We start from the raw sequence: 21,884 nt of genomic DNA on the forward strand, positions 1-21,884 counted from the left end.
CCTCTGTCTCTCACGGGTTTCCCGTGATTTTTCGGGCTCTCAAAAGCTCAATTCGCCGCCTCTTGAAAGCGCAAACCCGCGGGGGGCCGCGGGTCGTGTGCGCAAGGCGCTGTGTTTTCCAGGGTCTAGATGCGCATCGGCATCACGACGTACTTGAAAGATGCGTTCTCGGGGATGGTTAACAAGGCCGAGCTGTTGGAGTCGGCCAGGTCCAGCTTGACCATGTCCTGGTCCATGTTCGACAGCGCGTCGATCAGGTAGGTGACGTTGAAGCCGATCTCGATGCTGTCGCCGCCGTAGTCGATGTCCAGCTCGTCCTGGGCTTCTTCCTGCTCGGCGTTGTTCGACGCGATGCGCAGCGTGCCCGGCTCGATGTTCAGGCGCACGCCCTTGAACTTCTCGCTGGTCAGGATGGCAGTGCGCTGCAGGCTGGCCAGCAGCGGCGCGCGGCCGAGCGTGACGGTGTTCTTGTGGTTCTTGGGAATCACGCGGTTGTAGTCGGGGAACTTGCCCTCGACCAGCTTGGTGACGAATTCCATGCCGCCGAAGCTGAACTTGGCCTGGTTGTTCGCGAACTGCATCTCGATGGCGCCTTCGGCGTCGGACAAGAGGCGCTGCATTTCGAGCACGGTCTTGCGCGGCAGGATCACTTCCTGGCGCGGCACTTCGACGTCGAGCATGGCCGAGGAGAACGCCAAGCGGTGGCCGTCGGTGGCCACCAGGCTCAGCTGCTTGCCTTCGGCCACGAACAGGATGCCGTTCAGGTAGTAGCGGATGTCGTGCACGGCCATCGCGAACGAGACCTGCGAGAGCAGGTCTTTCAGCGTCTTTTGCGGGACGCTGAACACGGGGCCGAAATTGGCGGCTTCCTGCACCAGCGGGAAGTCTTCGGCGGGCAGCGACTGCAGCGTGAAGCGGCTCTTGCCACCCTTGAGCACGAGCTTGCTGGCGCTCGACTCGAGGCTCACGGTCTGGTCGGCCGGCATGGTGCGCAGGATGTCGATCAGCTTGCGCGCGCCGATGGTGGTCGTGAAGTTGCCCTCGTCGCCACCGAGTTCGGCGGTGGTGCGGATCTGGATCTCGAGGTCGCTGGTGGTCAGCTGCAGCTGGCCGCCGGTCTTGCGGATCAGCACATTGGCCAGGATCGGCAGGGTGTGACGCCGCTCCACGATGCCGGCCACCGACTGCAGCGCGGCAAGAACTTTGTCTTGGGTTGCCTTCAAAACGATCATGTCTTCTTCCTCTTCTCTTATCTCTTTGAATCAGCTTTCAGGACGCCATTCTCCGCTGTCGCGAGGGGCGTTCTTGATGACATTCGGCTTCAGCCTTTGAGGGTCTGTTCGAGGACGTGCAGCTGCTGGTTGAGTTCGGTGAGCTGCTGGCGCTCGCCCGAAATCTTGCGCACTGCGTGGAGCACCGTCGTGTGGTCGCGACCGCCGAACAGCTCGCCGATTTCCGGCAGGCTCTTCTGCGTGAGCTCCTTGGCCAGGTACATCGCGATCTGCCGCGGCCGCGCAATGCTGGCCGGGCGTTTCTTGCTGTACATGTCGGCGACCTTGATCTTGTAGTAGTCGGCCACCGTCTTCTGGATATTTTCGACCGATATCTGCCGATTCTGGATCGACAGCAGGTCGCGCAGCGCCTCGCGCGCCAGGGCGATCGAGATCTCCTTCTGGTTGAAGCGCGAGTACGCCAGGATCTTGCGCAGGGCGCCTTCGAGCTCGCGCACGTTGGAGCGCACGTTCTTGGCCACGAAAAAGGCGACTTCCTCGGGCATTTCGGTGCCTTCGACGCGGGCCTTGTTGATCAGGATCGCCACGCGCATCTCGAGCTCGGGCGGCTCGATCGCCACCGTGAGGCCCGAATCGAAGCGCGACACCAGCCGCTCGTGGATGTCGGCCAGCCCCTTGGGGTAGGTGTCGCTGGTCATCACGATGTGCGACTTCTTGGCCAGCAGGGCCTCGAAGGCGTTGAAGAACTCTTCCTGCGTGCGGTCCTTGTTGGCGAAGAATTGCACGTCGTCGATCAGCAGCAGATCGAGCGAGTGGTAGCGCTCCTTGAACTCATCGAAAGTCTTGCGCTGATAGGCCTTGACCACATCCGACACGAACTGCTCGGCGTGGATGTAGAGAACTTTGGAATCGGGCCGGTCGGCCAGCAGCCGGTTACCCACAGCGTGCATCAGGTGGGTCTTGCCCAGGCCGACGCCGCCGTAGATGAAAAGCGGGTTGTACAGGTGGCCCGGCATGCCGGCCACGTGCATGGCCGCGGCGCGCGCCATGCGGTTGGCCGTGCCCTCGACCAGGGTGTCGAACGTGAGCCCCGAATTGAGCCGGTTCTTGAAGCCGGCCGCCGCCGGTTCCTCGCCTGGGCCAGCCACGTCGCGCGGCACATCCGTTTCGGCCATGATGGCCATGGGTGCAACACGGACGGGGGTTTCTCGCGGAGCGAGCGCTAACTCGATGGTGACCGGCTGGCCGTACATCTTCTCGGCCATGGCCGCGATCTTGCCCGCGTACTGGGCACGGATCCAGTCGAGCTTGAAGCGGTTGGCGACGAACACCGTCATGCGCGAAAGGTCGTCGGCGACCTGCGCGGTGAGGGGCTTGATCCAGGTGTTGAACTGCTGCTCGGACAGCTCCTGCGCGAGCTGGTCGACGCAGGCCTGCCACAGGCTTTCGCCGATGCCGTCAGTCGACATGGGCGCTTGAAAAAGTGATGGAACCCTCGGGCATTTCTTGTATAGGTATTGTGGATATTCTCTGCTGGAAGGCGCTGGGCATTCTAACTTGTCAAAACCTTATCCACATGCTGCGCTGCACATGGAAAGGCCCGCAAATCCAGTCGAAGATTGTTCCGGCGGCCAATGTTTGCGATAATTGCGGGTTTCCCTGAAAAGCCTTCACAGCGTCTTTCGGGGGCCATCCGAAACTCGCTCCCCCAGCGCTCGCCGGGTTTTTGCATGCCTTCATGCGGAAACCGGCGCAAACAGGGAATCAGGAAACCATCATGAAACGCACTTACCAAGCATCCAAAGTCCGCCGCGCCCGTACCCACGGCTTTCTGGTCCGCATGAAGACCCGTGGCGGCCGCGCCGTGATCAACGCACGCCGCGCCAAGGGCCGCAAGCGCCTGGCCGTCTGACGGCACCCCACCTGCCGTTGTCAGCCGCCGACACGTCCGCGCAGGCTCCTGCAGCCTCTGCGCCTGGCCCCGCCAGCAGCGACGTCCGCGGCCCGGCTTCCTTGCAGCGGCTCAAGACCCGCGCGCAATTCCAGGCCGTCCTCGCAGGTGCCACCGTGGCGCGCACTGCCCATTTCGCATTGCACCGCTGTGCGCTCGATGTTTCTCCATCGGGCGCCGCTTCGCTGTTTCCGTCCGATGAGGTCTGGCTGGGCGCCATGGTGCCCAAGCGCTGGGCACGCCGCGCGGTGACGCGCAACGCCATCAAGCGCCAGATCTACGCCGTGAGCGCCGCGCCCGGCGTCGTGTTGCCGCGTGCCGCGCACGTGGTGCGTCTGCGCGCCGGTTTCGATCGCAAGGCGTTCGTGAGCGCCTCCTCGGACAAGCTCAAGGCCGCCGTGCGCGCCGAGCTCCAGCAATTGCTGGCGCGCGCCGGGCGTCCGCCAGCACCGGCTGCCGCCTCCCCCGCACCCGCCTCCGCATGAAACGCCTGCTGATCGGCCTCGTGAAGGGCTACCGCCTGCTGCTGAGCCCCTGGCTCGGGCAGTCGTGCCGCTTCACGCCGACCTGCTCCGTGTATTCGATCGAGGCGCTGGAAGTGCACGGCGCGCTCAAGGGCAGCTACCTGACTCTGCACCGCATCGCGCGCTGCCAGCCCTGGTGCCAGGGCGGCCACGATCCGGTTCCACCGAAATCACAGCGTCGCACTGACAAGTCAGGATCGCTGTTTTCGTCTCTTCTCTCCTCCGACAAGAAGTCTTCGTCATGAACGATATCCGCCGCACGATCCTGTGGGTGATTTTTGGTTTCTCGCTCGTGCTGCTGTGGGACCAATGGCAGGTCTTCAACGGCAACAAGCCGACCTTCCTGCCGTCGACCAAGCCCGCCGCCACGGCACCGGCCACGGGCAGCGCTGCCAACAACGGCGTGCCGACCGCGGCAGCCGCAGCCGGCGGCACCGCGGGCGCCGTGCCCACGCAGGCGGCCCCGGCCGCACCGCGCGAGCAGGTTGTGGTGACCTCTGACCTGTTCAAGGCGACGATCGACAGCGAAGGCGCCACGGTCAACCACCTCGAACTGCTCAAGTACGACGAAGCCGACCGCACCAAGCGCGTCGTGCTGTTCGAAAACGGCTCGCCCGCCACGCGTTACGTGGCGCAGACCGGCCTGTTGAACCCCGTCGCCGGCGACGCTTTCCCCAACCACCTGACGGCCATGACGCCCAAGGCCGGTCCGCGCACGATGGCCGACGGCCAGAACACGCTCGAGGTGAGCTTCGAAAGCGCCCCCGTCGGCGGCCTGAAGTACATCAAGACCTACGTGTTCAAGCGTGACGACTACGTCATCGGCGTGCGCCACGAAGTGGTCAACGTGAGCGACCAGCCGCGCGACGCGCAGCTGTACATGCAGCTGCTGCGCCACGGCACCGTGGCCGCCGGCACCATGTTCGGCACCAACACCTTCACCGGCCCGGCCGCGTACACCAACGAGAAGAAGTTCCACAAGCTCGACTTCAAGGACATCGCCAAGGGCAAGGTCGAGCCGCCGCCGCCGGCCAACGACGGCTGGATCGCGATGGTGCAGCACTACTTCGCGTCGGCCTGGCTGCTCAAGGGCGATCCGGCCAGCGAACAGCTGCGCCGTGAATTCCGCGTGAAGGACCTGGGCGACAACCTCTTCACCGTCGCCATGGTGGCCACGCTGCCGAAGATCGCCCCGGGCGCCACGCAGGTCGTGAACAGCGCGCTGTTCGCCGGCCCCGAAGAAGAAAAGAAGCTCGAAGCCATCGCCCCCGGCCTGGACCTGGTGAAGGACTACGGCATCTTCGCGATCATCTCCAAGCCGCTGTACTGGCTGCTCACCCAACTGCACGGCATCCTGGGCAACTGGGGCTGGGCGATCGTGGCGCTCGTGGTGCTGCTGAAGGCGGCCTTCTACTGGCTCAACGCCAAGGCCTACGCCAGCATGGCCAAGATGAAGGCCATCAACCCGAAGATCATGGAAATGCGCGAGCGGCTGAAGGACAAGCCGCAGGAAATGCAGCAGGAAATGATGCGGATCTACAAGACCGAGAAGGTCAATCCGATGGGCGGCTGCTTCCCCATCGTGATCCAGATCCCGGTGTTCATCGCGCTGTACTGGGTGCTGCTGTCGTCGGTTGAAATGCGCCACGCCCCGTGGATCGGCTGGATCACCGACCTGTCGGCACCCGATCCCTGGTACATCCTGCCGATCGTCATGACGGCCACCTCGCTGTTCCAGACCTGGCTCAACCCGACGCCGCCCGATCCGATGCAGGCCAAGCTGATGTGGATCATGCCGCTCGCGTTCAGCGTGATGTTCATCTTCTTCCCGGCCGGCCTGGTGCTGTACTGGATCACGAACAACGTGCTGTCGATCGCGCAGCAGTGGTTCATCAACAAGCGACTGGGCGTGCTCGGCAAATAAGCCCGCCGGCCTCCGCCACCCGCAAAGGGCCGCATCCGCGGCCCTTTGCTTTTTGCTGAAAGAATCGCGCTGTCATGACCCTCGCCCGCACCACCGATCCCATCGTCGCCATCGCCACCGCCCCGGGGCGCGGGGCGGTCGGCATCGTTCGCGTGTCGGGCGCCCGGCTGGCGCCGCTGGTCCAGGCGCTGTGCGCCCGCGCCCTCAAGCCGCGCGAAGCCACCTACCTGCCCTTTCGCGATGCGCAGGGCGAGCCGGTCGACCACGGCCTGGCGATCCATTTCCCGACGCCGCATTCCTACACCGGCGAAGACGTGCTCGAACTGCAGGCGCACGGCGGCCCGGTCGTGCTGCAGCTCTTGCTGTCGCGCTGCCTCGAGGCCGCGGCCGAAATCGATCCGGCCACCGGCCGCCCGCGCCTGCCCGGCCTGCGCGTGGCCGAGCCGGGCGAGTTCAGCCAGCGTGCCTTTCTCAACGGCAAGATCGACCTGGCGCAGGCCGAGGCCATCGCCGACCTGATCGACGCGAGCACCGAGGCCGCCGCGCGCAGCGCCGGGCGCTCGCTGTCGGGCGCCTTCTCGCGCGAGATCCACACGCTGCGCGACGCGCTGATCCACCTGCGCATGCTGGTCGAGGCCACGCTCGATTTCCCCGAGGAAGAGATCGACTTCCTGCAGAAAGCCGACGCGAACGGCCAGTTGGAGCGGCTGCAGGCGCAATTGGCCGCCGTGCAACAGCGCGCCAAGCAAGGCGCGTTGTTGCGCGAAGGCATCAAGGTGGTGATCGCGGGCCAGCCCAACGCGGGCAAGAGCTCGCTGCTCAATGCGCTGGCTGGCGCCGAGCTGGCCATCGTGAGCGCCATCGCGGGCACCACGCGCGACGTGGTCTCGCAGACCATCCAGATCCACGGCGTGCCGCTGCATGTGGCCGACACCGCGGGCCTGCGCGACAGCACCGACGAGGTCGAGCAGATCGGCGTGGCGCGCGCCTGGGGGCAGATCGAAAGCGCCGACGCCGTGCTGTTCCTGCACGATCTCACGCGCGCCGGCCAGCCCGACTACACCGCCGCCGACGCCGAGATCCTGGCCGGCCTGCAGCGCAAGCTGCCGGCGAGCGTGCCGGTGCTCGATGTGTGGAACAAGCAGGACGCGGCGGCGTCGGCCGCGCCGCCGTCCGAAGGCATCGCCCTGTCGGCCAAGACCGGTGCGGGCATCGAGGCGCTGCGCGACCAGCTGCTGGCCATGGCCGGCTGGCAGGCCGTGCCCGAAGGTGTCTACCTGGCGCGCGCGCGCCATGTGCAGGCACTGGCCCGTGTCGAGACGCACCTCGCGCTGGCGGCCGCCCACCTGGCGGCGCAGGCCCAGCTGCTCGACCTGCTGGCCGAGGAGCTGCGGCTGGCCCAGAACGCGCTCAACGAGATCACCGGCGAGTTCGGCGCGGACGACCTGCTGGGGGTCATCTTTTCGCGCTTCTGTATCGGGAAATAGCGACACATGCGTGCGCTTCGCTGGTGAAAGCGTAAACAGTTGTAGCCGAACCTCGGGGCCTTCGCGGATACTTCGGATCACTTGCGGGGGTCGAGAAAAACATGTCCATCCAGAACCTGAGCCGCTCCATTGCGGAGAACCTGAGCGCCGACGCGTTCGCGCTGACCTTGAGCGTCGCGCAGTGGGACACGCTCGCGGGTTATCTGCAGCCCATCGAAACCGCGATCGGCGACGTGCTGATCTCGCAGGGCACGCACGACCGCTCGGTGTTCTTCGTCGAAAGCGGCGCCATCAGCGTGCACCGCGTCAGCAGCAAGGAACAGATGCGCCTGGCCGTGCTGTCGCCGGGCTCGGTGGTGGGCGAAGGCTCGTTCTTCTCGCGCGAGCCGCATGCGGCCAACGTGGTGGTCACCGGCGCGGGGCGCGTGTGGCGCCTCACGGCCGTGCGGTTCTCCGAGATGTCGAACCGCCAGCCCAACATGGCGCTGGACATCGCGATGGCGCTCGGCGCCGTGATCGCCAAGCGCATGGCGCACCGCTCCAAGCGGGTGGCCGTCACCTGAGCCTTTCGGCTCGCCGCGCGCTGCCAGCCGCCCCACAACAACAAGAACAAGTCTTCGTTTCCGATCCCGAGAATTGCTGGTGAGCCATGGCCTTGATCTGCCCGGTCTGTGACGCGGACAACCGCGAGGGTGCCAATTTCTGCAGGAACTGCGGCGGCCGGCTGTCGGCCGCCGACCGCGTGCCGCCCCCGGCGCCCAGCCCTTCCGACCGCGAATGGGCCACCACCGCGCCGGCCCAGCTGCGCGCGCCGACCATTCCCGCGCCGCTGTTCGACCCCGCCGAGTCGAAGCGCGCGTCGTCGCCGGCGTCCAGTGGCTGGAGGTCCGAGCCGCCACCACCTCCTCCGCCCGCGGATGAAAAAACCGTGATCGTCGCGCCGGGACGCGGGGGTGCCGCATCGTCCTTGCCTCCGTCCCCGCGGGCCGACCGGCCAAAGACGCGGATCAAGGTCAAGCGCATCAAGCCGCCCGAACCGGTGCTGCGCCCGCGCGGCATCGGGTTGTGGCTGGGGCTGCTCGCGGTCGCGCTGCTGCTGGTGGTCGCGGGCTGGCTGGGCTACGGGACCGGCAGCAAGGCGCCCGAGCCGGCCGTGGCACCGCCTCCTGTCGCAGCGCCGGCGCCCGCCGCGACGCCGCCGGCGGTCGAAGCACCACCGGCCGCGACCGAGCCTGCGCCGCCCGTGGCCGAAGCGCCACCCGCGGAAGCGGTCGCCGAGCCGGCGGAAGCCGCACCCAAGCCCGCGCCCGCCGCGAAGCCGCGCAAGCCTGTGACACCTCCCCCACCGACGCCGCAGATCCCAGCCGCAGCGGCGCCCGTGGCGGCTGCACCGGCACCTGCGCCCGCGTCACCGGCCCCGCCGGCCGACCCGCAGGCCCAATGCGGCGACCGCAACTTCATCGCCAAGGCGCAATGCATGGCGGCCCAGTGCGTGAAGCCCGAGTACAGGTCGCACGCGCAGTGCGAAGCGGTGCGCCGTCAGCAGCGCATCGAAGAAGAAAAGCGCAACCCGTCGCTCTTGAACTGAGCCCGCGCCGGCGGCCTCAGCCCTTCTGCAGCCGCTCGATGGCAATCGCCAGCGCGGCGGGCTTGCCCGACAGCACGAGGGTGTCGCCGTCCGACAGCAGCGTGTCGTCGGCCGGCACGCGCGCCTGGCCGTCCTGGCGGCGCAGGCTGGCCACCCGCACACCCAGCGTCGGCAGCGCAATCCGTCCGAGCGTCTGGCCGATGGCGCGTGCGCCCGGCGTGAGCGTGAAGCTGTTCAGGCGCTCGTGGTCGATCTCGTCGGCGTTGTCGTCGTCGGCGCCGTGGAAGTAGCCGCGCAGCAGGTTGTAGCGCGCGTCGCGCTGGTCCTGCACCACGCGGATCACGCGCCGCATCGGCACGCCGACCAGCGCCAGCGCATGGCTGGCGAGCATCAGCGACCCTTCGATGGCCTCGGGCACCACCTCGGTCGCGCCGGCGGCCTGCAGTTTCTCGAGGTCGTGGTCGTCCTGGGTGCGCACGATCACCGGCACGTGCGGCGCGTGGGCGCGGGTGTTGGCCAGCACCTTCATCGCGCCGCCCACGTCCAGGTAGGTGACGACCACCGCGCTGGCGCGCGCCAGGCCCGCGGCCATCAGCGCCTGCAGCCGCGCCGCGTCGCCGAACACCACCGAATCGCCGGCGGCTGCGGCCTGGCGCACGCGGTCGGGGTCCAGGTCGAGCGCCATGTAGGGGATGCCTTCGCGCTCCAGGATGCGCGCCAGGTTCTGGCCGCAGCGCCCGTAGCCGCAGATGATCACGTGCTGCGCGGTGTTGATGGTCTTGCGCGCGATGCTCGTCATCTGCAGCGACTGCTGCAGCCAGTCGCTGGCCACCAGCTTTCGCACGATGGCGTTGCTGTACATGATGATGAAGGGCGTGGCCAGCATCGACAGCACCATCGACGCCAGCACCGGGTTGGCCAGCCACGGCGGCAGCAGGTTGCGGTCCTGCGCGAGCGCCAGCAGCACGAAGCCGAACTCGCCGGCCTGCGCCAGGTACAGGCCAGTGCGCAGCGACACGCCCGAGGTCGCGCCCAGCACCCGCGCCAGCACCGTCACCAGCCCCAGCTTGAACAGCAGCGGCACCAGCAGCAGCACCGCCACCAGCAGCCAGCGCTCGACCACGATGTGCCAGTCGAGCGACATGCCGACGGTGATGAAGAACAGCCCCAGCAGCACGTCGTGGAAGGGGCGGATGTCGGTCTCGACCTGGTGCTTGTATTCGGTCTCCGACACCAGCATGCCGGCGATGAAGGCGCCCAGCGCCAGGCTCAGGCCGGCCAGCTCGGTGAGCCAGGCCAGGCCCAGCGTGATCAGCAGCACGTTCAGGATGAACAGCTCCTCGCTGCGCCGCCGCGCCACCAGCGTGAGCCACCAGCGCATGATGCGCGGCCCGCCGTACAGCAGCACGCCGATGAGGAAGGTGGCCTTCACCAGCGCGAAGCCCAGCGCCTTGGCCAGCGCCTCGGGCGGCGCGCCCAGCGCGGGAATCAGCACCAGCAGCGGCACCACGGCCAAGTCTTGAAACAGCAGCACGCCCATCACGCGCTTGCCGTGTTCGCTCTCCAGTTCGAGCCGCTCGGCCATCAGCTTGACCACGATGGCGGTGCTGCTCATGGTGAGCGCGCTCGACAGCGCCAGCGTGGTCTGCCACCCCAGTTGCCAGGCCGGCGGCAGCTGCGTGGCGATGATCAGCGCGCCGACGGTGGCCAGCGCCATGGTCAGCAGCACCTGCAGCAGACCCAGCCCGAACACGTGCTTGCGCATGGCGCGCAGCTTGGGCAGGCTGAATTCGAGCCCGATCACGAACATCAGGAACACCACGCCGAATTCGCCCAGGTGGCGGATGCCTTCGGAGTTCTGCGCCAGCGCCAGCGCATGCGGGCCGATGAGCACGCCGGCCGTCAGGTAGCCGAGCATCGGCGGCAGCTTGAGCGACCGGCAGGCCACCACGCCGATCACCGCGGCCAACAGATACAACAGCGTGAGATCGAACGAAGACATAGGCGCCGATGCTAGAGCAATGTCCGTGCCCCGGGCTTCCCCGGGCCATGTGATCGCCGACCGCGCCCGCCTCGTAAAATCCGGCGATGAGCTCCCGCCCCGCCCCGACCCACGTGGTCGACCCCGACGCCATCCTGGCCCGGGCACGCGTCACATTCGACATCGAAGCCGAAGCCGTCCTCGGCCTGAAGGCCCGCGTCGGCCCGAGTTTCGTCGAGGCCGTGCGCAAGATCCTCGAAGTGCGCGGCCGCGTGGTCGTGATGGGCATGGGCAAGAGTGGCCATGTCGGCCGCAAGATCGCCGCCACCCTCGCCTCCACCGGCACGCCCGCGATGTTCGTGCACCCGGCCGAGGCCAGCCACGGCGACCTCGGCATGATCAAGGCGGTCGACCTCGTGCTGGCCATCTCCAACAGCGGCGAGGTCGACGAACTCACCGTGCTGTTGCCGGTGGTCAAGCGCCAGGGCGTGCCCCTGATCGCCATGACCGGCCGCCCCGACTCCACGCTGGCGCGCCATGCCGACATCGTGATCGACGCCGGCGTCGCCAAGGAAGCCTGCCCGCTGAACCTCGCGCCCACCGCGAGCACCACCGCGCAGATCGCCATGGGCGACGCGCTGGCCGTGGCCCTGCTCGACGCGCGAGGCTTCGGCTCCGAAGATTTCGCCCGCTCGCACCCCGGCGGCGCGCTGGGCCGCAAGCTGCTCACCCACGTGAGCGACGTCATGCGCTCGGACGACGAGGTGCCGTGCGTGCCGCCGACGGCCACCGTCAGCGAGCTGATGCGCGCGATGAGCATCAAGGGCTTCGGCGCCGCCGCGGTGGTCGAGCCCGACGGCCGGGCGCTGGGCATCTTCACCGACGGCGACCTGCGCCGCCTGATCGAGGCCGGCGCCGACCTGCGCACGCCCAAGGCGGCCGACATCATGCACCGCGACCCGCGCACCATCCGCGTCGACGCGCTGGCGGTGGAGGCGGCCGAACTCATGGAGCAATGCGGCATCACCCGCCTGTTCGTGATCGACGGCGCGGGGGTGATCGTCGGCGCGGTGAACACCAACGACCTGATGCGCGCGAAGGTCATCTGATGCCGCTTGATTTCCAGGCCGAGACCCTGCTGGCCGCGCAAGACGTGCGCATCGTCTTCTTCGACATCGACGGCGTGCTGACCGACGGCGGCGTGTACTTCACCGAGCACGGCGAGACGCTCAAGCGCTTCAGCATCCTCGACGGCTACGGCCTCAAGCTGCTGCGCAAGGCCGGCATCACGCCGGCCGTGATCACCGGGCGCGACTCCAAGCCGCTGCGCGTGCGGCTCGAGGCGCTGGGCATCGAGCACGTGCGCTACGGCACCGAAGACAAGCTGCCCGCCGCCGAAGCCATGCTGAAGCAGCTGGGCTTCATCTGGGCGCAGGCCGCCGCCATCGGCGACGACTGGCCCGACCTGCCCGTGCTGACCCGCGTCGGCTTCGCGGCGGCGCCGGCCAATGCGCACGCCGAGGTGCGCGCCGTGGCGCGCTATGTCACCACCGCACGCGGCGGCGAAGGCGCGGCGCGCGAATTCTGCGACCTGCTGTTGACGGCCTGCGGCCAGTACCGCCCGTTGCTCGACGCTGCCCTGGGCCCCCGACCATGAGCCCGCAGCTGCGACGCGCCTGGAACCTGACGCGCGATGTGCTCGACCGCACCACCATCTACCTGCCAATCATCCTGATGGCGGGCGTGGCGCTGGGCACCTACTGGCTGGTGCGCAATGCGCCCAAGCTGCTGGAGCCCACCGTCAAGGCCGCGCCCACGCACGAGCCCGACTACTTCATGCGGGACTTCGTCATCAAGAACTTCCTGCCCAACGGCGACCTGCGCAGCGAGCTGCACGGCACCGAGGGACGGCACTACCCGGACACCGACACCATCGAGGTCGACCAGGTGCGCATGCGCTCGGTGTCGCCCGAGGGGCTGGTCACGCGCTCGTCGGCGAACCGGGGCCTGTCGAATTCCGACGGCAGCGAGATCCAGCTGTTCGGCAACGCGATCGTGATCCGCGAACCCGCGGTCAGCGCGAGCGGCAAGGCCACGCCGCGCCTCGAGTTCCGCGGCGAGTTCCTGCATGCCTTCCTCGACACCGAGAAGGTGCAGTCGAACAAGCCGGTCACGCTCATCCGCGGCAGCGACCAGTTCACGGGCGATACGCTCGACTACGACAACCTGAGCGGCGTGGCCAACCTCACGGGCCGCGTGCGCGGCGTGCTGGTGCCGTCGGCCGCCGCGGGCAAGCCGCGCTGAGCAGCTGCCACACAAGAACAAGTTTCCGGGAGACGATCCACGCATGACCACCGCCGCACCGCTCGTCTTCATCACCGGCGCCTCCAGCGGCATCGGCCAGGCCCTGGCCGCGCGCTTCTACGACGCCGGCTACCGGCTGGCGCTGGTCGCGCGGCGCACGGGCGAGATCGACACCTGGGCGACAGGCCGCCAGCTGGACGCGGGCCGCTACCAGGTCTACGGCGCCGACGTGGCCGACACCGACAGCATCGTGGCCGCCGGCGCCGACTGCATCGCGCGCCAGGGCGTGCCCGACGTGGTGATCGCCAACGCCGGCATCAGCATCGGCATCGACACGGCCGAGCGTTCGGACCTCGACGTGCTGGCGCGCACCTTCGCCGTCAACAACGTGGGGCTGGCCGCCACCTTCCATCCCTTCGTGCAGGCCATGGTGCAGCGCGGCAGCGGGCGGCTCGTGGGCATCGGCAGCGTCGCCGCCATCCGCGGGCTGCCGGGGCACGGCGCCTACTGCGCGAGCAAGGCCGGCGTGGTCGCGTACTGCGAGAGCCTGCGCGGGGAACTGCACAACAGCGGGGTGAAGGTCGTCACGCTCTGCCCGGGCTACATCGACACGCCGCTGACGCAGGGCAACCGCTACGGCATGCCCTTTCTCATGCAGCCCGAGGATTTCGCAGCTCAGGCGCTGCGCGCCATCAAGGCTGGCACGAGCTACCGCGTGATTCCGTGGCAGATGGGCGTGGTCGCCAAGGTCATGCGCCTGCTGCCCAATGCCGTGCTCGACCGCGCGGTGCAGGGCCGGGCGCGCAAGAAGCGCAGCGGCGAAGCCTGAGCTTCATTGCCGATTGCACAGCGGGCACAGCGCGCAGGCAAAGAAAAAGGCTCCCGAGGGAGCCTTTTGTGTTTGTGTGCCGTGAGGCATGCGAAGGAGTGAACGGGGTTCAGTACCCACCGTTGCCGCCGCCGCCGTAGCCGCCGCCACCGCTGCGGGGGGGACGTGCTTCCATGGGACGTGCTTCGTTGACGACCACGCTGCGACCGCCCAGGGGTTGGCCGTTCATGCCGTTGATGGCGGCCTGTGCTTCCGCGTCACTGCCCATCTCGACGAAGCCGAAGCCCTTCGAGCGACCCGTGTCGCGCTCCATCATGACCTTGGCGCTGGTCACTGCGCCGAACTGGCCGAAGGCCTGCTCGAGATCACCGTCGCGCACCGAGTAAGGCAGGTTGCCGACGTAGAGTTTGTTGCCCATCAAGGGACTCCTATAAACACATCAAGAAAAGCGATGGAGTCCCGAAAGCATCACTCAAACGAGAGCCGCCGAGCCGCGCGAAACTGACCGATCACCGAATTGCTCCCGCCCAAAATCAAGAGGGATGCTCGTGCATTATGGGTGAAATATCAAAAAAGCAAGCAGGAATTTGCGTCTTGAGGTAGCACCTTTCGAAACTAGTAGAAGTTAGCGCACGCCTACCTGTTTGAGCCGGGGGAATTGACGATGCGGCTACAATTCGCCGGTCATTGGGGAGTAGCCGCCTTCCGCATACGAGAAGGGCCCGCGTCAACAGACTTGTCCTTGCCCCACGAGGACATGGCGCGTGCAGTGAACACACCTGGCGAGACCTTTGACCGCACAACTTCGGGAATATGGCCGAAGGTGTTGTGCGGTCAATTGCGTCCTTCGGCCCAAGGAACCCCACATCCATCATGGAAGCTTTTCTCGTTGCAACGGGCGTGGTCGCGCTCGCCGAAATGGGCGACAAGACCCAACTCCTGGCCCTTTTGCTGGCCGCGCGCTTCAGGAAACCCTGGCCGATCGTGTTCGGCATCTTCGTCGCCACGGTCATCAACCACGCGCTGGCCGGCGCGGTCGGCAACTACATCACGCGCTGGCTCGGCCCCGAGGTGCTGCGCTGGATCCTGGGCGGCTCGTTCATCGCCATGGCCGTCTGGATGCTGATTCCCGACAAGCTCGATGAAGACGACGCCCCCGGCGTCTCGAAGTTCGGCGTCTTCGGCACCACGGTGATCGCCTTCTTCCTGGCCGAGATGGGCGACAAGACCCAGATCGCCACCGTCATGCTGGCCGCCCGCTTCACGCAGGACTACGCCTGGGTCGTCGTCGGCACCACGCTGGGCATGATGCTGGCCAATGCGCCGGTCGTGTGGCTGGGCGACAAGATCGTGCGGCGCGTACCGATCAAGCTCGTGCACGGCATCTCGGCGGCGATCTTCCTGGTGCTGGGCGTCGTGATGATCGTCGGCTGGTAGCAGGAAAAAGTCACGGGGCTATACTTGCCCTGCGCCGATTTGCTTCAGCTTGCGGGCGCTTTATAAATTCTGCTAAAGACGGCTGCCGAACCCGGCTCGTTTTTGGCGAGGCCGGGTTTTTCATTCATGTCGTCGTCGTCACCTTTGGTCGTCACCCCTCAGTCGATGCAGTTCGCAGGCCCGCTGGCCCTGCGCAGCGGCGCCTCGATCAGCGGCTACACGCTCGCCTACGAAACCTACGGCACCCTCAACGCCGAGCGCAGCAATGCGGTGCTGGTGTGCCATGCGCTCAACGCCTCGCACCACGTCGCGGGCGTGTACGAGGGCCAGGCCCGCTCCGAGGGCTGGTGGGACAACATGGTGGGCCCGGGCAAGCCGCTGGACACCGACCGCTTCTTCGTGATCGGCGTCAACAACCTCGGCTCCTGCTTCGGCTCGACCGGGCCGATGCACGTGAACCCCGCCAACGGCCGCGTCTATGGCGCGGACTTCCCGGTGGTCACGGTCGAAGACTGGGTCGACGCCCAGGCCGCGCTGCTCGATGCGCTCGGCATCCAGACGCTCGCGGCCGTGATGGGCGGCAGCCTCGGCGGCATGCAGGCGCTGTCGTGGACGCTGCAGTACCCCGATCGCGTGCGGCACGCCGTGGTGGTGGCCAGCGCGCCCAACCTCACGGCCGAGAACATCGCCTTCAACGAGGTGGCGCGCCGCGCCATCGTGACCGACCCCGACTTCCACGGCGGCCACTTCTACGAATACGGCGTGATCCCCAAGCGCGGCCTGCGCATCGCCCGCATGATCGGCCACATCACCTACCTGAGCGACGACGTGATGAACGCCAAATTCGGGCGCATTTTGCGCAGCGCCGTCGAGGGCGAAGCGGCGGGGCTCGACTACCGCTATTCCACGCAGGACATCGAGTTCCAGATCGAAAGCTACCTGCGCTACCAGGGCGACAAGTTCAGCGAGTACTTCGACGCCAACACCTACCTGCTGATCACCCGCGCGCTCGATTACTTCGACCCCGCGCGCCACCACGGCGGCCAACTCAGCACCGCGCTGGCACAGGCGACGGCCAAGTTCCTGCTCGTGAGCTTCAAGACCGACTGGCGCTTCTCGCCCGCGCGCAGCCGCGAGATCGTGAAGGCGCTGCTCGACAACCGCCGCAACGTGAGCTACGCCGAGATCGACGCGCCGCACGGCCACGACGCCTTCCTGCTCGACGACGTGCGCTACATGGGCGTGGTGCGCTCGTACTTCGAACGCGTCGCCAAGGAATTCCAATGAGCGACCTTGCACATCAACGACTGATCGCCGAGCTCGTGCCGAAGGGCTCGCGCGTGCTCGACCTGGGCTGCGGCGACGGCGCCCTGCTCGACCTGCTGCAGCGCGAGCGCGGCTGCACCGGCTATGGCGTGGAGATCGCCGACGGCAACGTGCTGCAGTGCATCCGCCGCGGCGTCGACGTGATCCAGCTCAACCTCGACGAAGGCCTGGCGATGTTCGACGACGCCACCTTCGACGTGGTGCTGCAGATCGACACGCTGCAGCACCTGCGCAATGCCGAGGTCATGCTGCGCGAGACCGCGCGCGTGGGCCGCTTCGGCATCGTCGCCTTTCCCAATTTCGCGCACTGGCCCAACCGCCTGAGCGTGGCGCGCGGGCGCATGCCCGTGACGCGCCGCCTGCCCTACCAGTGGTACGACACGCCCAACATCCGCGTCGGCACCTACAAGGACTTCGAGGTGCTGGCCGGCAAGAACAACCTGCGCGTGCTCGACGCCTTCGGCCTGCAGAACGGGCGCGACGTGCGCTGGCTGCCCAACGCGCGCGCCAGCACGGCGGTGTTCAAGTTCGAGCGGGGCGGCTGAGCACGCCGCCGCTGCACCCCACGGACATCGGGTCGGAATGAGCTTCACGCTCGCGCAGCCGGTTCACAGCGACCTGCTCATCAAGAAAAGCCGCTTCATCGGCTGCGTGCAACCGGTGCCCGACCGCGCGGCCGCGCTGGCGGTGGTCGCCTCGCTGCGCGCTGAACACCCGGGCGCTGCGCACGTGTGCTGGGCGCTGATGGCCGGCGGCCAGTCGGCCGCGAACGACGACGGCGAGCCCGGCGGCACGGCCGGGCGCCCCATGCTCGAGGTGCTGCGCCACCAGCAGGTGGAAGGCGCGCTCGCGACTGTGGTGCGCTACTTCGGCGGCGTGAAGCTCGGCGCCGGCGGCCTCGTGCGCGCCTACACCGACGCCGTGGCCCAGGCCCTGCTCGGCGCCACGCTGGTGCCGCTCGTGCGCCAGCGCCACCTGCAGTGCGCCGTGCCCTACGCGCTCGAGGGGCTGGTGCGGCGCGAGCTGGCCGCCATCGGCGCGGTGCTCGAAGACGTGCAGCACGGCGACGACGTTCGGTTGGCCTTCGCGCTGCCCGCGCCCGAGGCCGATGCCTTCATCGCGCGCCTCGACGATGCTGCGCAAGGGCGCGTCGTCTGGCCGACGGCGTGAGCCGCTTCGCCGGCACCTTGCCCGGGGCCGGCTCCACCGCCAGGGCGAGCACGCCGCGCGATGCGAGCGCGATCGGCTCGGCCAGGTCGTCGTCGACACCGCGCCGCGTCATCTCGGCGGTCACGATGCCGGTGGGCACGGCCAGCACGCCCCAGCCCAGCAGCATCATCACGGAGGCGATCGCGCGGCCCAGGTCGGTCTTGGGCACGAGGTCGCCGAAGCCGACCGTGGCCATGGTGGAGATGGCCCAGTAGATCGCCACCGGAATGCTGGTGAAGCCGTGCGTCGGCCCTTCGACCACGTACATCAGCGTGCCCATCACCAGCACCACGAGCATCACGAAGCCCACGAACACCGTGATCTTTCGGCGGCTCGATGCCACCGCCGACACCAGTGCGCGGTACTCCACCGAATAGCGCGACAGCTTGAAGATGCGGAACACGCGCAACAGCCGCAGGATGCGCACGTCGATCAGGTACGCCAGCTCGGGCGCGAAGGCCACGAGAAAGGTCGGCAGCAGCGCGAGCAGATCGATCACGCCGTAGAAGCTCAGCGCGTAGCGCAGCGGCTTGTTCACGCAGCACAGCCGCGCGATGTACTCCAGCGTGAAGAGAATCGTGAACACCCATTCGAGGGCATTGAACAGTGGGCGCCACTGGTCGCGGATCGACTGCACGCTGTCCAGGATGACGACCAGCACGCTCATCACGATCACCGCGATCAGCGTCAGGTCGAACCACAGGCCGGCGGGCGTGTCGGCCTCGAAGATCACGGTGAACAGCGTGCGCCGCCAGCCGCGCGCGGGCTTGTCGAACCGCGAGTCGGTGGCGGCGGGCGTGGACAGGGCTTCGATGTTCGGTCGGATCAGGCGGGTCATGCGGGGCATTGTCAGGGGCCCCGGGCGACTTATTCAGTTACGCTTATTGCGCAATGAAGTGCCGCATGCCGTGAGTGCGTTCTTACGATAGTCCCCTTTCTTGAGGAGCTCCCCATTGGCCACACAGTCCCCCTTTTTCGGCAAGCGCGATCGTGACACCGATTCGCTGACGTCCCGTCCCGCACCGCTGGTTGGTTCGGGCACCAATCTCTCGGGCACTCCCGTCAATCCCTCCTCGTTGACCGCGCAGGCCGGCCTGGCCCCGGCGGCTGCGCCCGCCAAGGAAGGCGGCAGCAAGCTCACCGTCGGCCCGAACATCAAGCTCAAGGGCGTCGAGATCACCGATTGCGACACGCTCGTGGTCGAAGGCCTGGTCGAGGCGACGATGGATTCGCGCCTGATGCAGATCGCCGAACAGGGCGAGTTCAAGGGCTCGGCCGAGATCGACATCGCCGAGATCCGCGGCGTGTTCGACGGCAACCTCACCGTGCGCGAAAAGCTCGTCATCCACTCGACCGGCAAGGTCACCGGCAAGATCCGCTACGGCAAGATCGTGATCGAAGAAGGCGGCCAGCTGTCCGGCGAAATCAGCTTCGGCGCCAAGCCGTCGCTGCAGGCCGCCGCCTGAGGCACCTGACGCGCCTGGTCTGACGACCGTCGATCAGGGCGCTTTCTTTTTCGGTGGGGCCTTCTTGGCCGCCGGCTTCGGCTTGTCCGCGGCGGCGGCCATTGCTGCGTCTGCGGCCGGCGGCGCCCACCCCAGGCGTTGCAGCAAGGCACCGGCCGCGGCCGGTGCCCTTTCCTTGGCGCCGTTGATGAAATACACGAACACATCGCGCGCCTTCGGCGTCGTGGTCCAGCCTTGCGCGCGCGCGGCCCAGGTGTCGAGCGCCTTGGGCGCGTAGCCGGTCGCAAGCGACGCGTCGGCCATCATGAGCCGCGCGTAGGCGACGTCGCCCTCGGGCTCCTCGAACGACGGAAACTTCTCCGCGTCGGTGAACACGGTCGACACCTTGTGCTTCTTCGCGAGCGCCTTGTAGGCGGGCGTGATGAAGCTTTCATGGCGCACGTCCATCACGTGGCGCAGCACGCGGCTGCCTTCCTTCTTGGGCAGCAGTTCCAGGAAGGCTTCGAAGTCTTCCGCATCGAACTGCTTGGTCGGCATGAACTGCCAGACGATCGGCCCGAGCTTGTCTCCGAGCTCGGCCACGCCGCTGTCGATGAAGCGCTGGATCGACTCGCCCGCGGTCGCCAGCACCTTGCGGTTGGTGGTGAAGCGCGAGGCCTTCATCGAGAACATGAAGTCGTCGGGCGTGTCGTCGCGCCACTTGCGGAAGGTCTCGGGCTTGAAGGTGCTGTAGTAGGTGCCGTTGATCTCGATGGCGCTCACCTGCCGGCTGGCGTGGTTCAACTCCTTCGCGTGAGCGAGGCCCTTGGGGTAGAAGTTGTCGCGCCAGGGCTCGAAGGTCCAGCCGCCTATCCCTGCCTTGATCCGCGTCGATGTTGCCTTGCTCACATTGCGCTCCGGGTTTTGAGATCGCCCGCACTCTACGCGCGCTCGCCGTGAGGCGCAAAATGCGTTTTTTCGTCCCCGCGGAGAACCCCCCGATGAACGCCCCCCTGCACCGTGAAATGCCCGCCGGCACGCTCGACGCGACGCGCGCCCTCTCTGATGTCACCGCCCAATGGGACGGCGACATCGTCAAGCAACTCACCGACTACATCGCCATTCCCGCCAAGTCGCCCGGCTTCGACAAGGACTGGTCGGCCAACGGCTACCTGGAGACCGTGCTGCGCAACGCCGCGGCCTGGGTCGAGGCGCAGAAGGTCGAGGGCCTGAAGCTGGAGATCGTGCGCCTGGAAGGCCGCACGCCGGTGCTGTTCTTCGAAGTGCCGGCCACCGGCACGAACATGACCGAGACCGTGCTCATGTACGGCCACCTCGACAAGCAACCCGAATTCACCGGCTGGCGCAACGACCTCGGCCCGTGGACGCCCAAGTACGAGAACGGCCTGCTCTACGGCCGCGGCGGCGCCGACGACGGCTATGCGGTGTACGCCAGCGTGGCCGCGCTGCAGGCGCTCAAGGCGCAGGGCGTGGCGCATCCGCGCATCGTCGGCCTCATCGAGACCTGCGAGGAAAGCGGCTCCTACGACCTGCTGCCCTACGTCGACGCGCTGCGTCCGCGCCTGGGCGAGGTCGAGCTGGTGATCTGCCTGGATTCGGGCGCCGGCAACTACGACCAGCTGTGGCTCACGACCTCGCTGCGCGGCATGGCCAGCGGCACGCTCAAGGTCGAGGTGCTGACCGAAGGCATCCACTCGGGCGACGCCTCGGGCCTGGTGCCCTCGAGCTTCCGCATCATGCGGCAGGTGCTCGACCGCCTCGAAGACAGCGCCACCGGCCGCCTGCTGCCCGCGAGCTTCCATTGCGAAGTGCCGGCCGACCGGCTGGCACAGGCCAAGGCCACCGCGGCCATCCTCGGTGACGAGGTCTACAAGCGCTTCCCGTGGGCGCACTACGACTGCGGCGGCTCGACCATGTTCGCGCTGCCGACCACCACCGACCCGGTCGAGGCGCTGCTCAACCGCACCTGGAAGCCCACGCTGTCGGTCACCGGCGCCGAAGGCTTCCCGGTCCTGAAGGACGCGGGCAACGTGCTGCGCCCCTACACCGCCTTCAAGCTCTCGCTGCGCCTGCCCCCGCTGGTCGATGCGGCCGAGACGGTGCAAAAGCTCAAGGCCCTGCTCGAAGACAACGCGCCCTACCAGGCACGTGTCACCTTCGAAAGCGGCGGCGGCGCCACCGGCTGGAACGCCCCCACCATCACGCCGTGGTTCGAGGACGCGCTCAACAAGGCCTCGCGCGCGCACTTCGGCGCTTCGTGCGGCTACATCGGCCAGGGCGGCACGATCCCGCTGATGAACATGCTGAGCGCCGGCTTCCCGACCGCGCAGATGATGGTCTGCGGCGTGCTGGGCCCGAAGAGCAACGCGCACGGCCCCAACGAGTTCCTGCACGTGCCCTACGCCAAGAAGCTGACGGCCGCCGTGGCCGAGGTCATCGCCGCCCTGCCCGTCGCGCACCGCGCCGCGGCTGCGGAGCCGGTGGCGGCTTGAGCGCCGCGCCGGGCCGCCCCAAGCCAGCTCGCTCCCGCTTGGCGGGACGGCGCGCAGCGCCAAGGGTGCACCAATGATCGCCGCGCCGGGCCGCCCCAAGCAAGCGCGCTCCCGCCTGGCGGGACGGCGCGCAG

Annotated in this window: 22 protein-coding genes, 1 pseudogene and 1 riboswitch; of the genes and pseudogenes, 17 read left to right on the top strand and 6 right to left on the bottom strand. The window is 67.6% G+C overall.

What is annotated here, in order from left to right; translation table 11 throughout:
* Positions 1–125: 125 nt before the first annotated feature.
* Positions 126–1,232 carry a DNA polymerase III subunit beta gene (gene dnaN / locus AC07YS_RS15330; RefSeq protein WP_056574900.1) on the bottom strand — a complete coding sequence of 369 codons (1,107 nt, stop codon included), beginning with the start codon at positions 1,230–1,232 and terminating at the stop codon, positions 126–128.
* Between the two features lie 89 nt (positions 1,233–1,321).
* Complete coding sequence (gene dnaA, locus AC07YS_RS15335) at positions 1,322–2,701, bottom strand: chromosomal replication initiator protein DnaA (protein ID WP_062480418.1); 1,380 nt, start codon at positions 2,699–2,701, stop codon at positions 1,322–1,324.
* 308 nt (positions 2,702–3,009) lie between these two features.
* Here dnaA and rpmH point away from each other — a divergent pair, with 308 nt between their 5' ends.
* The 7 genes from rpmH to AC07YS_RS15370 all read left to right on the top strand — a co-directional run bounded on the left by rpmH (position 3,010) and on the right by AC07YS_RS15370 (position 8,706).
* Positions 3,010–3,144 carry a 50S ribosomal protein L34 gene (gene rpmH, locus AC07YS_RS15340; RefSeq protein WP_007834827.1) on the top strand — a complete coding sequence of 45 codons (135 nt, stop codon included), beginning with the start codon at positions 3,010–3,012 and terminating at the stop codon, positions 3,142–3,144.
* Between the two features lie 101 nt (positions 3,145–3,245).
* Positions 3,246–3,668, top strand: coding sequence for a ribonuclease P protein component (locus AC07YS_RS15345; protein WP_062480416.1), 423 nt, complete (start codon positions 3,246–3,248; stop codon positions 3,666–3,668).
* Positions 3,665–3,952: a membrane protein insertion efficiency factor YidD gene (yidD, locus tag AC07YS_RS15350; RefSeq protein WP_056574909.1), complete on the top strand. Its 288-nt coding sequence runs from the start codon at positions 3,665–3,667 to the stop codon at positions 3,950–3,952. Before AC07YS_RS15345 ends, yidD begins: the two co-directional genes overlap by 4 nt.
* Positions 3,949–5,631: a membrane protein insertase YidC gene (yidC, locus tag AC07YS_RS15355; RefSeq protein WP_095948401.1), complete on the top strand. Its 1,683-nt coding sequence runs from the start codon at positions 3,949–3,951 to the stop codon at positions 5,629–5,631. The genes yidD and yidC overlap by 4 nt, the downstream gene beginning before the upstream one ends.
* A 74-nt stretch (positions 5,632–5,705) precedes the next feature.
* On the top strand, positions 5,706–7,118 hold the full coding sequence (mnmE, locus tag AC07YS_RS15360; RefSeq protein ID WP_495269213.1) for a tRNA uridine-5-carboxymethylaminomethyl(34) synthesis GTPase MnmE: 1,413 nt from the start codon (positions 5,706–5,708) through the stop codon (positions 7,116–7,118).
* Positions 7,119–7,219: 101 nt separating this feature from the next.
* Complete coding sequence (locus AC07YS_RS15365; protein ID WP_070063366.1) at positions 7,220–7,681, top strand: Crp/Fnr family transcriptional regulator; 462 nt, start codon at positions 7,220–7,222, stop codon at positions 7,679–7,681.
* An 86-nt stretch (positions 7,682–7,767) separates the two neighbouring features.
* Complete coding sequence (locus AC07YS_RS15370; protein WP_495269214.1) at positions 7,768–8,706, top strand: zinc ribbon domain-containing protein; 939 nt, start codon at positions 7,768–7,770, stop codon at positions 8,704–8,706.
* A 16-nt stretch (positions 8,707–8,722) separates the two neighbouring features.
* Here the strand turns inward: AC07YS_RS15370 and AC07YS_RS15375 are convergent, their stop codons facing one another.
* Complete coding sequence (locus AC07YS_RS15375) at positions 8,723–10,708, bottom strand: monovalent cation:proton antiporter family protein (protein WP_495269215.1); 1,986 nt, start codon at positions 10,706–10,708, stop codon at positions 8,723–8,725.
* Between the two features lie 86 nt (positions 10,709–10,794).
* On the opposite strand from AC07YS_RS15375, the gene AC07YS_RS15380 reads away from it, so the two are divergent.
* From AC07YS_RS15380 to AC07YS_RS15395, 4 genes are read left to right on the top strand one after another with little or no spacing between them, the layout of a single operon-like run.
* Positions 10,795–11,796: a KpsF/GutQ family sugar-phosphate isomerase gene (locus tag AC07YS_RS15380; protein WP_095948397.1), complete on the top strand. Its 1,002-nt coding sequence runs from the start codon at positions 10,795–10,797 to the stop codon at positions 11,794–11,796.
* Positions 11,796–12,344, top strand: a complete 549-nt coding sequence (locus AC07YS_RS15385; RefSeq protein ID WP_495269348.1) for a KdsC family phosphatase — start codon at positions 11,796–11,798, stop codon at positions 12,342–12,344. The genes AC07YS_RS15380 and AC07YS_RS15385 overlap by 1 nt, the downstream gene beginning before the upstream one ends.
* Positions 12,341–12,991, top strand: a complete 651-nt coding sequence (gene lptC, locus AC07YS_RS15390; protein ID WP_070063362.1) for an LPS export ABC transporter periplasmic protein LptC — start codon at positions 12,341–12,343, stop codon at positions 12,989–12,991. The genes AC07YS_RS15385 and lptC overlap by 4 nt, the downstream gene beginning before the upstream one ends.
* A gap of 43 nt (positions 12,992–13,034) precedes the next feature.
* On the top strand, positions 13,035–13,820 hold the full coding sequence (locus AC07YS_RS15395; RefSeq protein ID WP_495269349.1) for an SDR family oxidoreductase: 786 nt from the start codon (positions 13,035–13,037) through the stop codon (positions 13,818–13,820).
* 112 nt (positions 13,821–13,932) lie between these two features.
* Here the strand turns inward: AC07YS_RS15395 and rbp are convergent.
* Positions 13,933–14,238, bottom strand: a pseudogene (rbp, locus tag AC07YS_RS15400) (RNA-binding regulator); the annotation flags it as partial.
* Positions 14,239–14,497: 259 nt separating this feature from the next.
* Positions 14,498–14,684, top strand: a riboswitch (yybP-ykoY riboswitch).
* A 9-nt stretch (positions 14,685–14,693) separates the two neighbouring features.
* On the opposite strand from rbp, the gene AC07YS_RS15405 reads away from it, so the two are divergent.
* The 4 genes from AC07YS_RS15405 to AC07YS_RS15420 all read left to right on the top strand — a co-directional run bounded on the left by AC07YS_RS15405 (position 14,694) and on the right by AC07YS_RS15420 (position 17,753).
* Positions 14,694–15,257 carry a TMEM165/GDT1 family protein gene (locus AC07YS_RS15405; RefSeq protein ID WP_062473609.1) on the top strand — a complete coding sequence of 188 codons (564 nt, stop codon included), beginning with the start codon at positions 14,694–14,696 and terminating at the stop codon, positions 15,255–15,257.
* 126 nt (positions 15,258–15,383) lie between these two features.
* Positions 15,384–16,544, top strand: a complete 1,161-nt coding sequence (gene metX, locus AC07YS_RS15410; RefSeq protein WP_495269351.1) for a homoserine O-succinyltransferase MetX — start codon at positions 15,384–15,386, stop codon at positions 16,542–16,544.
* Complete coding sequence (gene metW, locus AC07YS_RS15415; protein WP_062473606.1) at positions 16,541–17,128, top strand: methionine biosynthesis protein MetW; 588 nt, start codon at positions 16,541–16,543, stop codon at positions 17,126–17,128. The genes metX and metW overlap by 4 nt, the downstream gene beginning before the upstream one ends.
* Positions 17,129–17,165: 37 nt before the next feature.
* Positions 17,166–17,753, top strand: a complete 588-nt coding sequence (locus AC07YS_RS15420) for an IMPACT family protein (RefSeq protein ID WP_139702950.1) — start codon at positions 17,166–17,168, stop codon at positions 17,751–17,753.
* On the opposite strand, the gene AC07YS_RS15425 is transcribed toward AC07YS_RS15420, so the two are convergent.
* Positions 17,698–18,630, bottom strand: a complete 933-nt coding sequence (locus AC07YS_RS15425) for an ion transporter (RefSeq protein WP_492744064.1) — start codon at positions 18,628–18,630, stop codon at positions 17,698–17,700. The genes AC07YS_RS15420 and AC07YS_RS15425 overlap by 56 nt on opposite strands.
* 115 nt (positions 18,631–18,745) lie before the next feature.
* Between AC07YS_RS15425 and AC07YS_RS15430 the strand changes: the two genes are divergently transcribed.
* The gene (locus tag AC07YS_RS15430) at positions 18,746–19,258 is read left to right on the top strand and encodes a bactofilin family protein (protein WP_493194885.1); all 513 of its coding nucleotides are present in this window, start codon (positions 18,746–18,748) and stop codon (positions 19,256–19,258) included.
* A 33-nt stretch (positions 19,259–19,291) separates the two neighbouring features.
* Here AC07YS_RS15430 and AC07YS_RS15435 read toward each other — a convergent pair whose 3' ends face one another.
* Positions 19,292–20,146: a DUF72 domain-containing protein gene (locus AC07YS_RS15435; RefSeq protein ID WP_495269352.1), complete on the bottom strand. Its 855-nt coding sequence runs from the start codon at positions 20,144–20,146 to the stop codon at positions 19,292–19,294.
* Between the two features lie 92 nt (positions 20,147–20,238).
* On the opposite strand from AC07YS_RS15435, the gene AC07YS_RS15440 reads away from it, so the two are divergent.
* The gene (locus tag AC07YS_RS15440) at positions 20,239–21,750 is read left to right on the top strand and encodes a M20 family metallopeptidase (protein ID WP_495269353.1); all 1,512 of its coding nucleotides are present in this window, start codon (positions 20,239–20,241) and stop codon (positions 21,748–21,750) included.
* Positions 21,751–21,884 lie beyond the last annotated feature (134 nt).

The organism is Variovorax sp. GW458-11-26-14-LB1 (assembly GCF_059423965.1).

Excerpts from the sequence above, each read along its gene's own strand:
- yidD (WP_056574909.1), top strand. The coding sequence starts at position 3,665 with ATGAAACGCCTGCTGATCGGCCTCGTGAAGGGCTACCGCCTGCTGCTG.
- dnaN (WP_056574900.1), bottom strand. The coding sequence starts at position 1,232 with ATGATCGTTTTGAAGGCAACCCAAGACAAAGTTCTTGCCGCGCTGCAG.
- AC07YS_RS15375 (WP_495269215.1), bottom strand. The coding sequence starts at position 10,708 with ATGTCTTCGTTCGATCTCACGCTGTTGTATCTGTTGGCCGCGGTGATC.
- metX (WP_495269351.1), top strand. The coding sequence starts at position 15,384 with ATGTCGTCGTCGTCACCTTTGGTCGTCACCCCTCAGTCGATGCAGTTC.
- mnmE (WP_495269213.1), top strand. The coding sequence starts at position 5,706 with ATGACCCTCGCCCGCACCACCGATCCCATCGTCGCCATCGCCACCGCC.
- lptC (WP_070063362.1), top strand. The coding sequence starts at position 12,341 with ATGAGCCCGCAGCTGCGACGCGCCTGGAACCTGACGCGCGATGTGCTC.
- AC07YS_RS15425 (WP_492744064.1), bottom strand. The coding sequence starts at position 18,630 with ATGACCCGCCTGATCCGACCGAACATCGAAGCCCTGTCCACGCCCGCC.
- rpmH (WP_007834827.1), top strand. The coding sequence starts at position 3,010 with ATGAAACGCACTTACCAAGCATCCAAAGTCCGCCGCGCCCGTACCCAC.
- yidC (WP_095948401.1), top strand. The coding sequence starts at position 3,949 with ATGAACGATATCCGCCGCACGATCCTGTGGGTGATTTTTGGTTTCTCG.
- metW (WP_062473606.1), top strand. The coding sequence starts at position 16,541 with ATGAGCGACCTTGCACATCAACGACTGATCGCCGAGCTCGTGCCGAAG.
- AC07YS_RS15420 (WP_139702950.1), top strand. The coding sequence starts at position 17,166 with ATGAGCTTCACGCTCGCGCAGCCGGTTCACAGCGACCTGCTCATCAAG.
- AC07YS_RS15405 (WP_062473609.1), top strand. The coding sequence starts at position 14,694 with ATGGAAGCTTTTCTCGTTGCAACGGGCGTGGTCGCGCTCGCCGAAATG.
- AC07YS_RS15380 (WP_095948397.1), top strand. The coding sequence starts at position 10,795 with ATGAGCTCCCGCCCCGCCCCGACCCACGTGGTCGACCCCGACGCCATC.
- AC07YS_RS15370 (WP_495269214.1), top strand. The coding sequence starts at position 7,768 with ATGGCCTTGATCTGCCCGGTCTGTGACGCGGACAACCGCGAGGGTGCC.
- AC07YS_RS15385 (WP_495269348.1), top strand. The coding sequence starts at position 11,796 with ATGCCGCTTGATTTCCAGGCCGAGACCCTGCTGGCCGCGCAAGACGTG.
- AC07YS_RS15395 (WP_495269349.1), top strand. The coding sequence starts at position 13,035 with ATGACCACCGCCGCACCGCTCGTCTTCATCACCGGCGCCTCCAGCGGC.
- dnaA (WP_062480418.1), bottom strand. The coding sequence starts at position 2,701 with ATGTCGACTGACGGCATCGGCGAAAGCCTGTGGCAGGCCTGCGTCGAC.
- AC07YS_RS15440 (WP_495269353.1), top strand. The coding sequence starts at position 20,239 with ATGAACGCCCCCCTGCACCGTGAAATGCCCGCCGGCACGCTCGACGCG.
- AC07YS_RS15365 (WP_070063366.1), top strand. The coding sequence starts at position 7,220 with ATGTCCATCCAGAACCTGAGCCGCTCCATTGCGGAGAACCTGAGCGCC.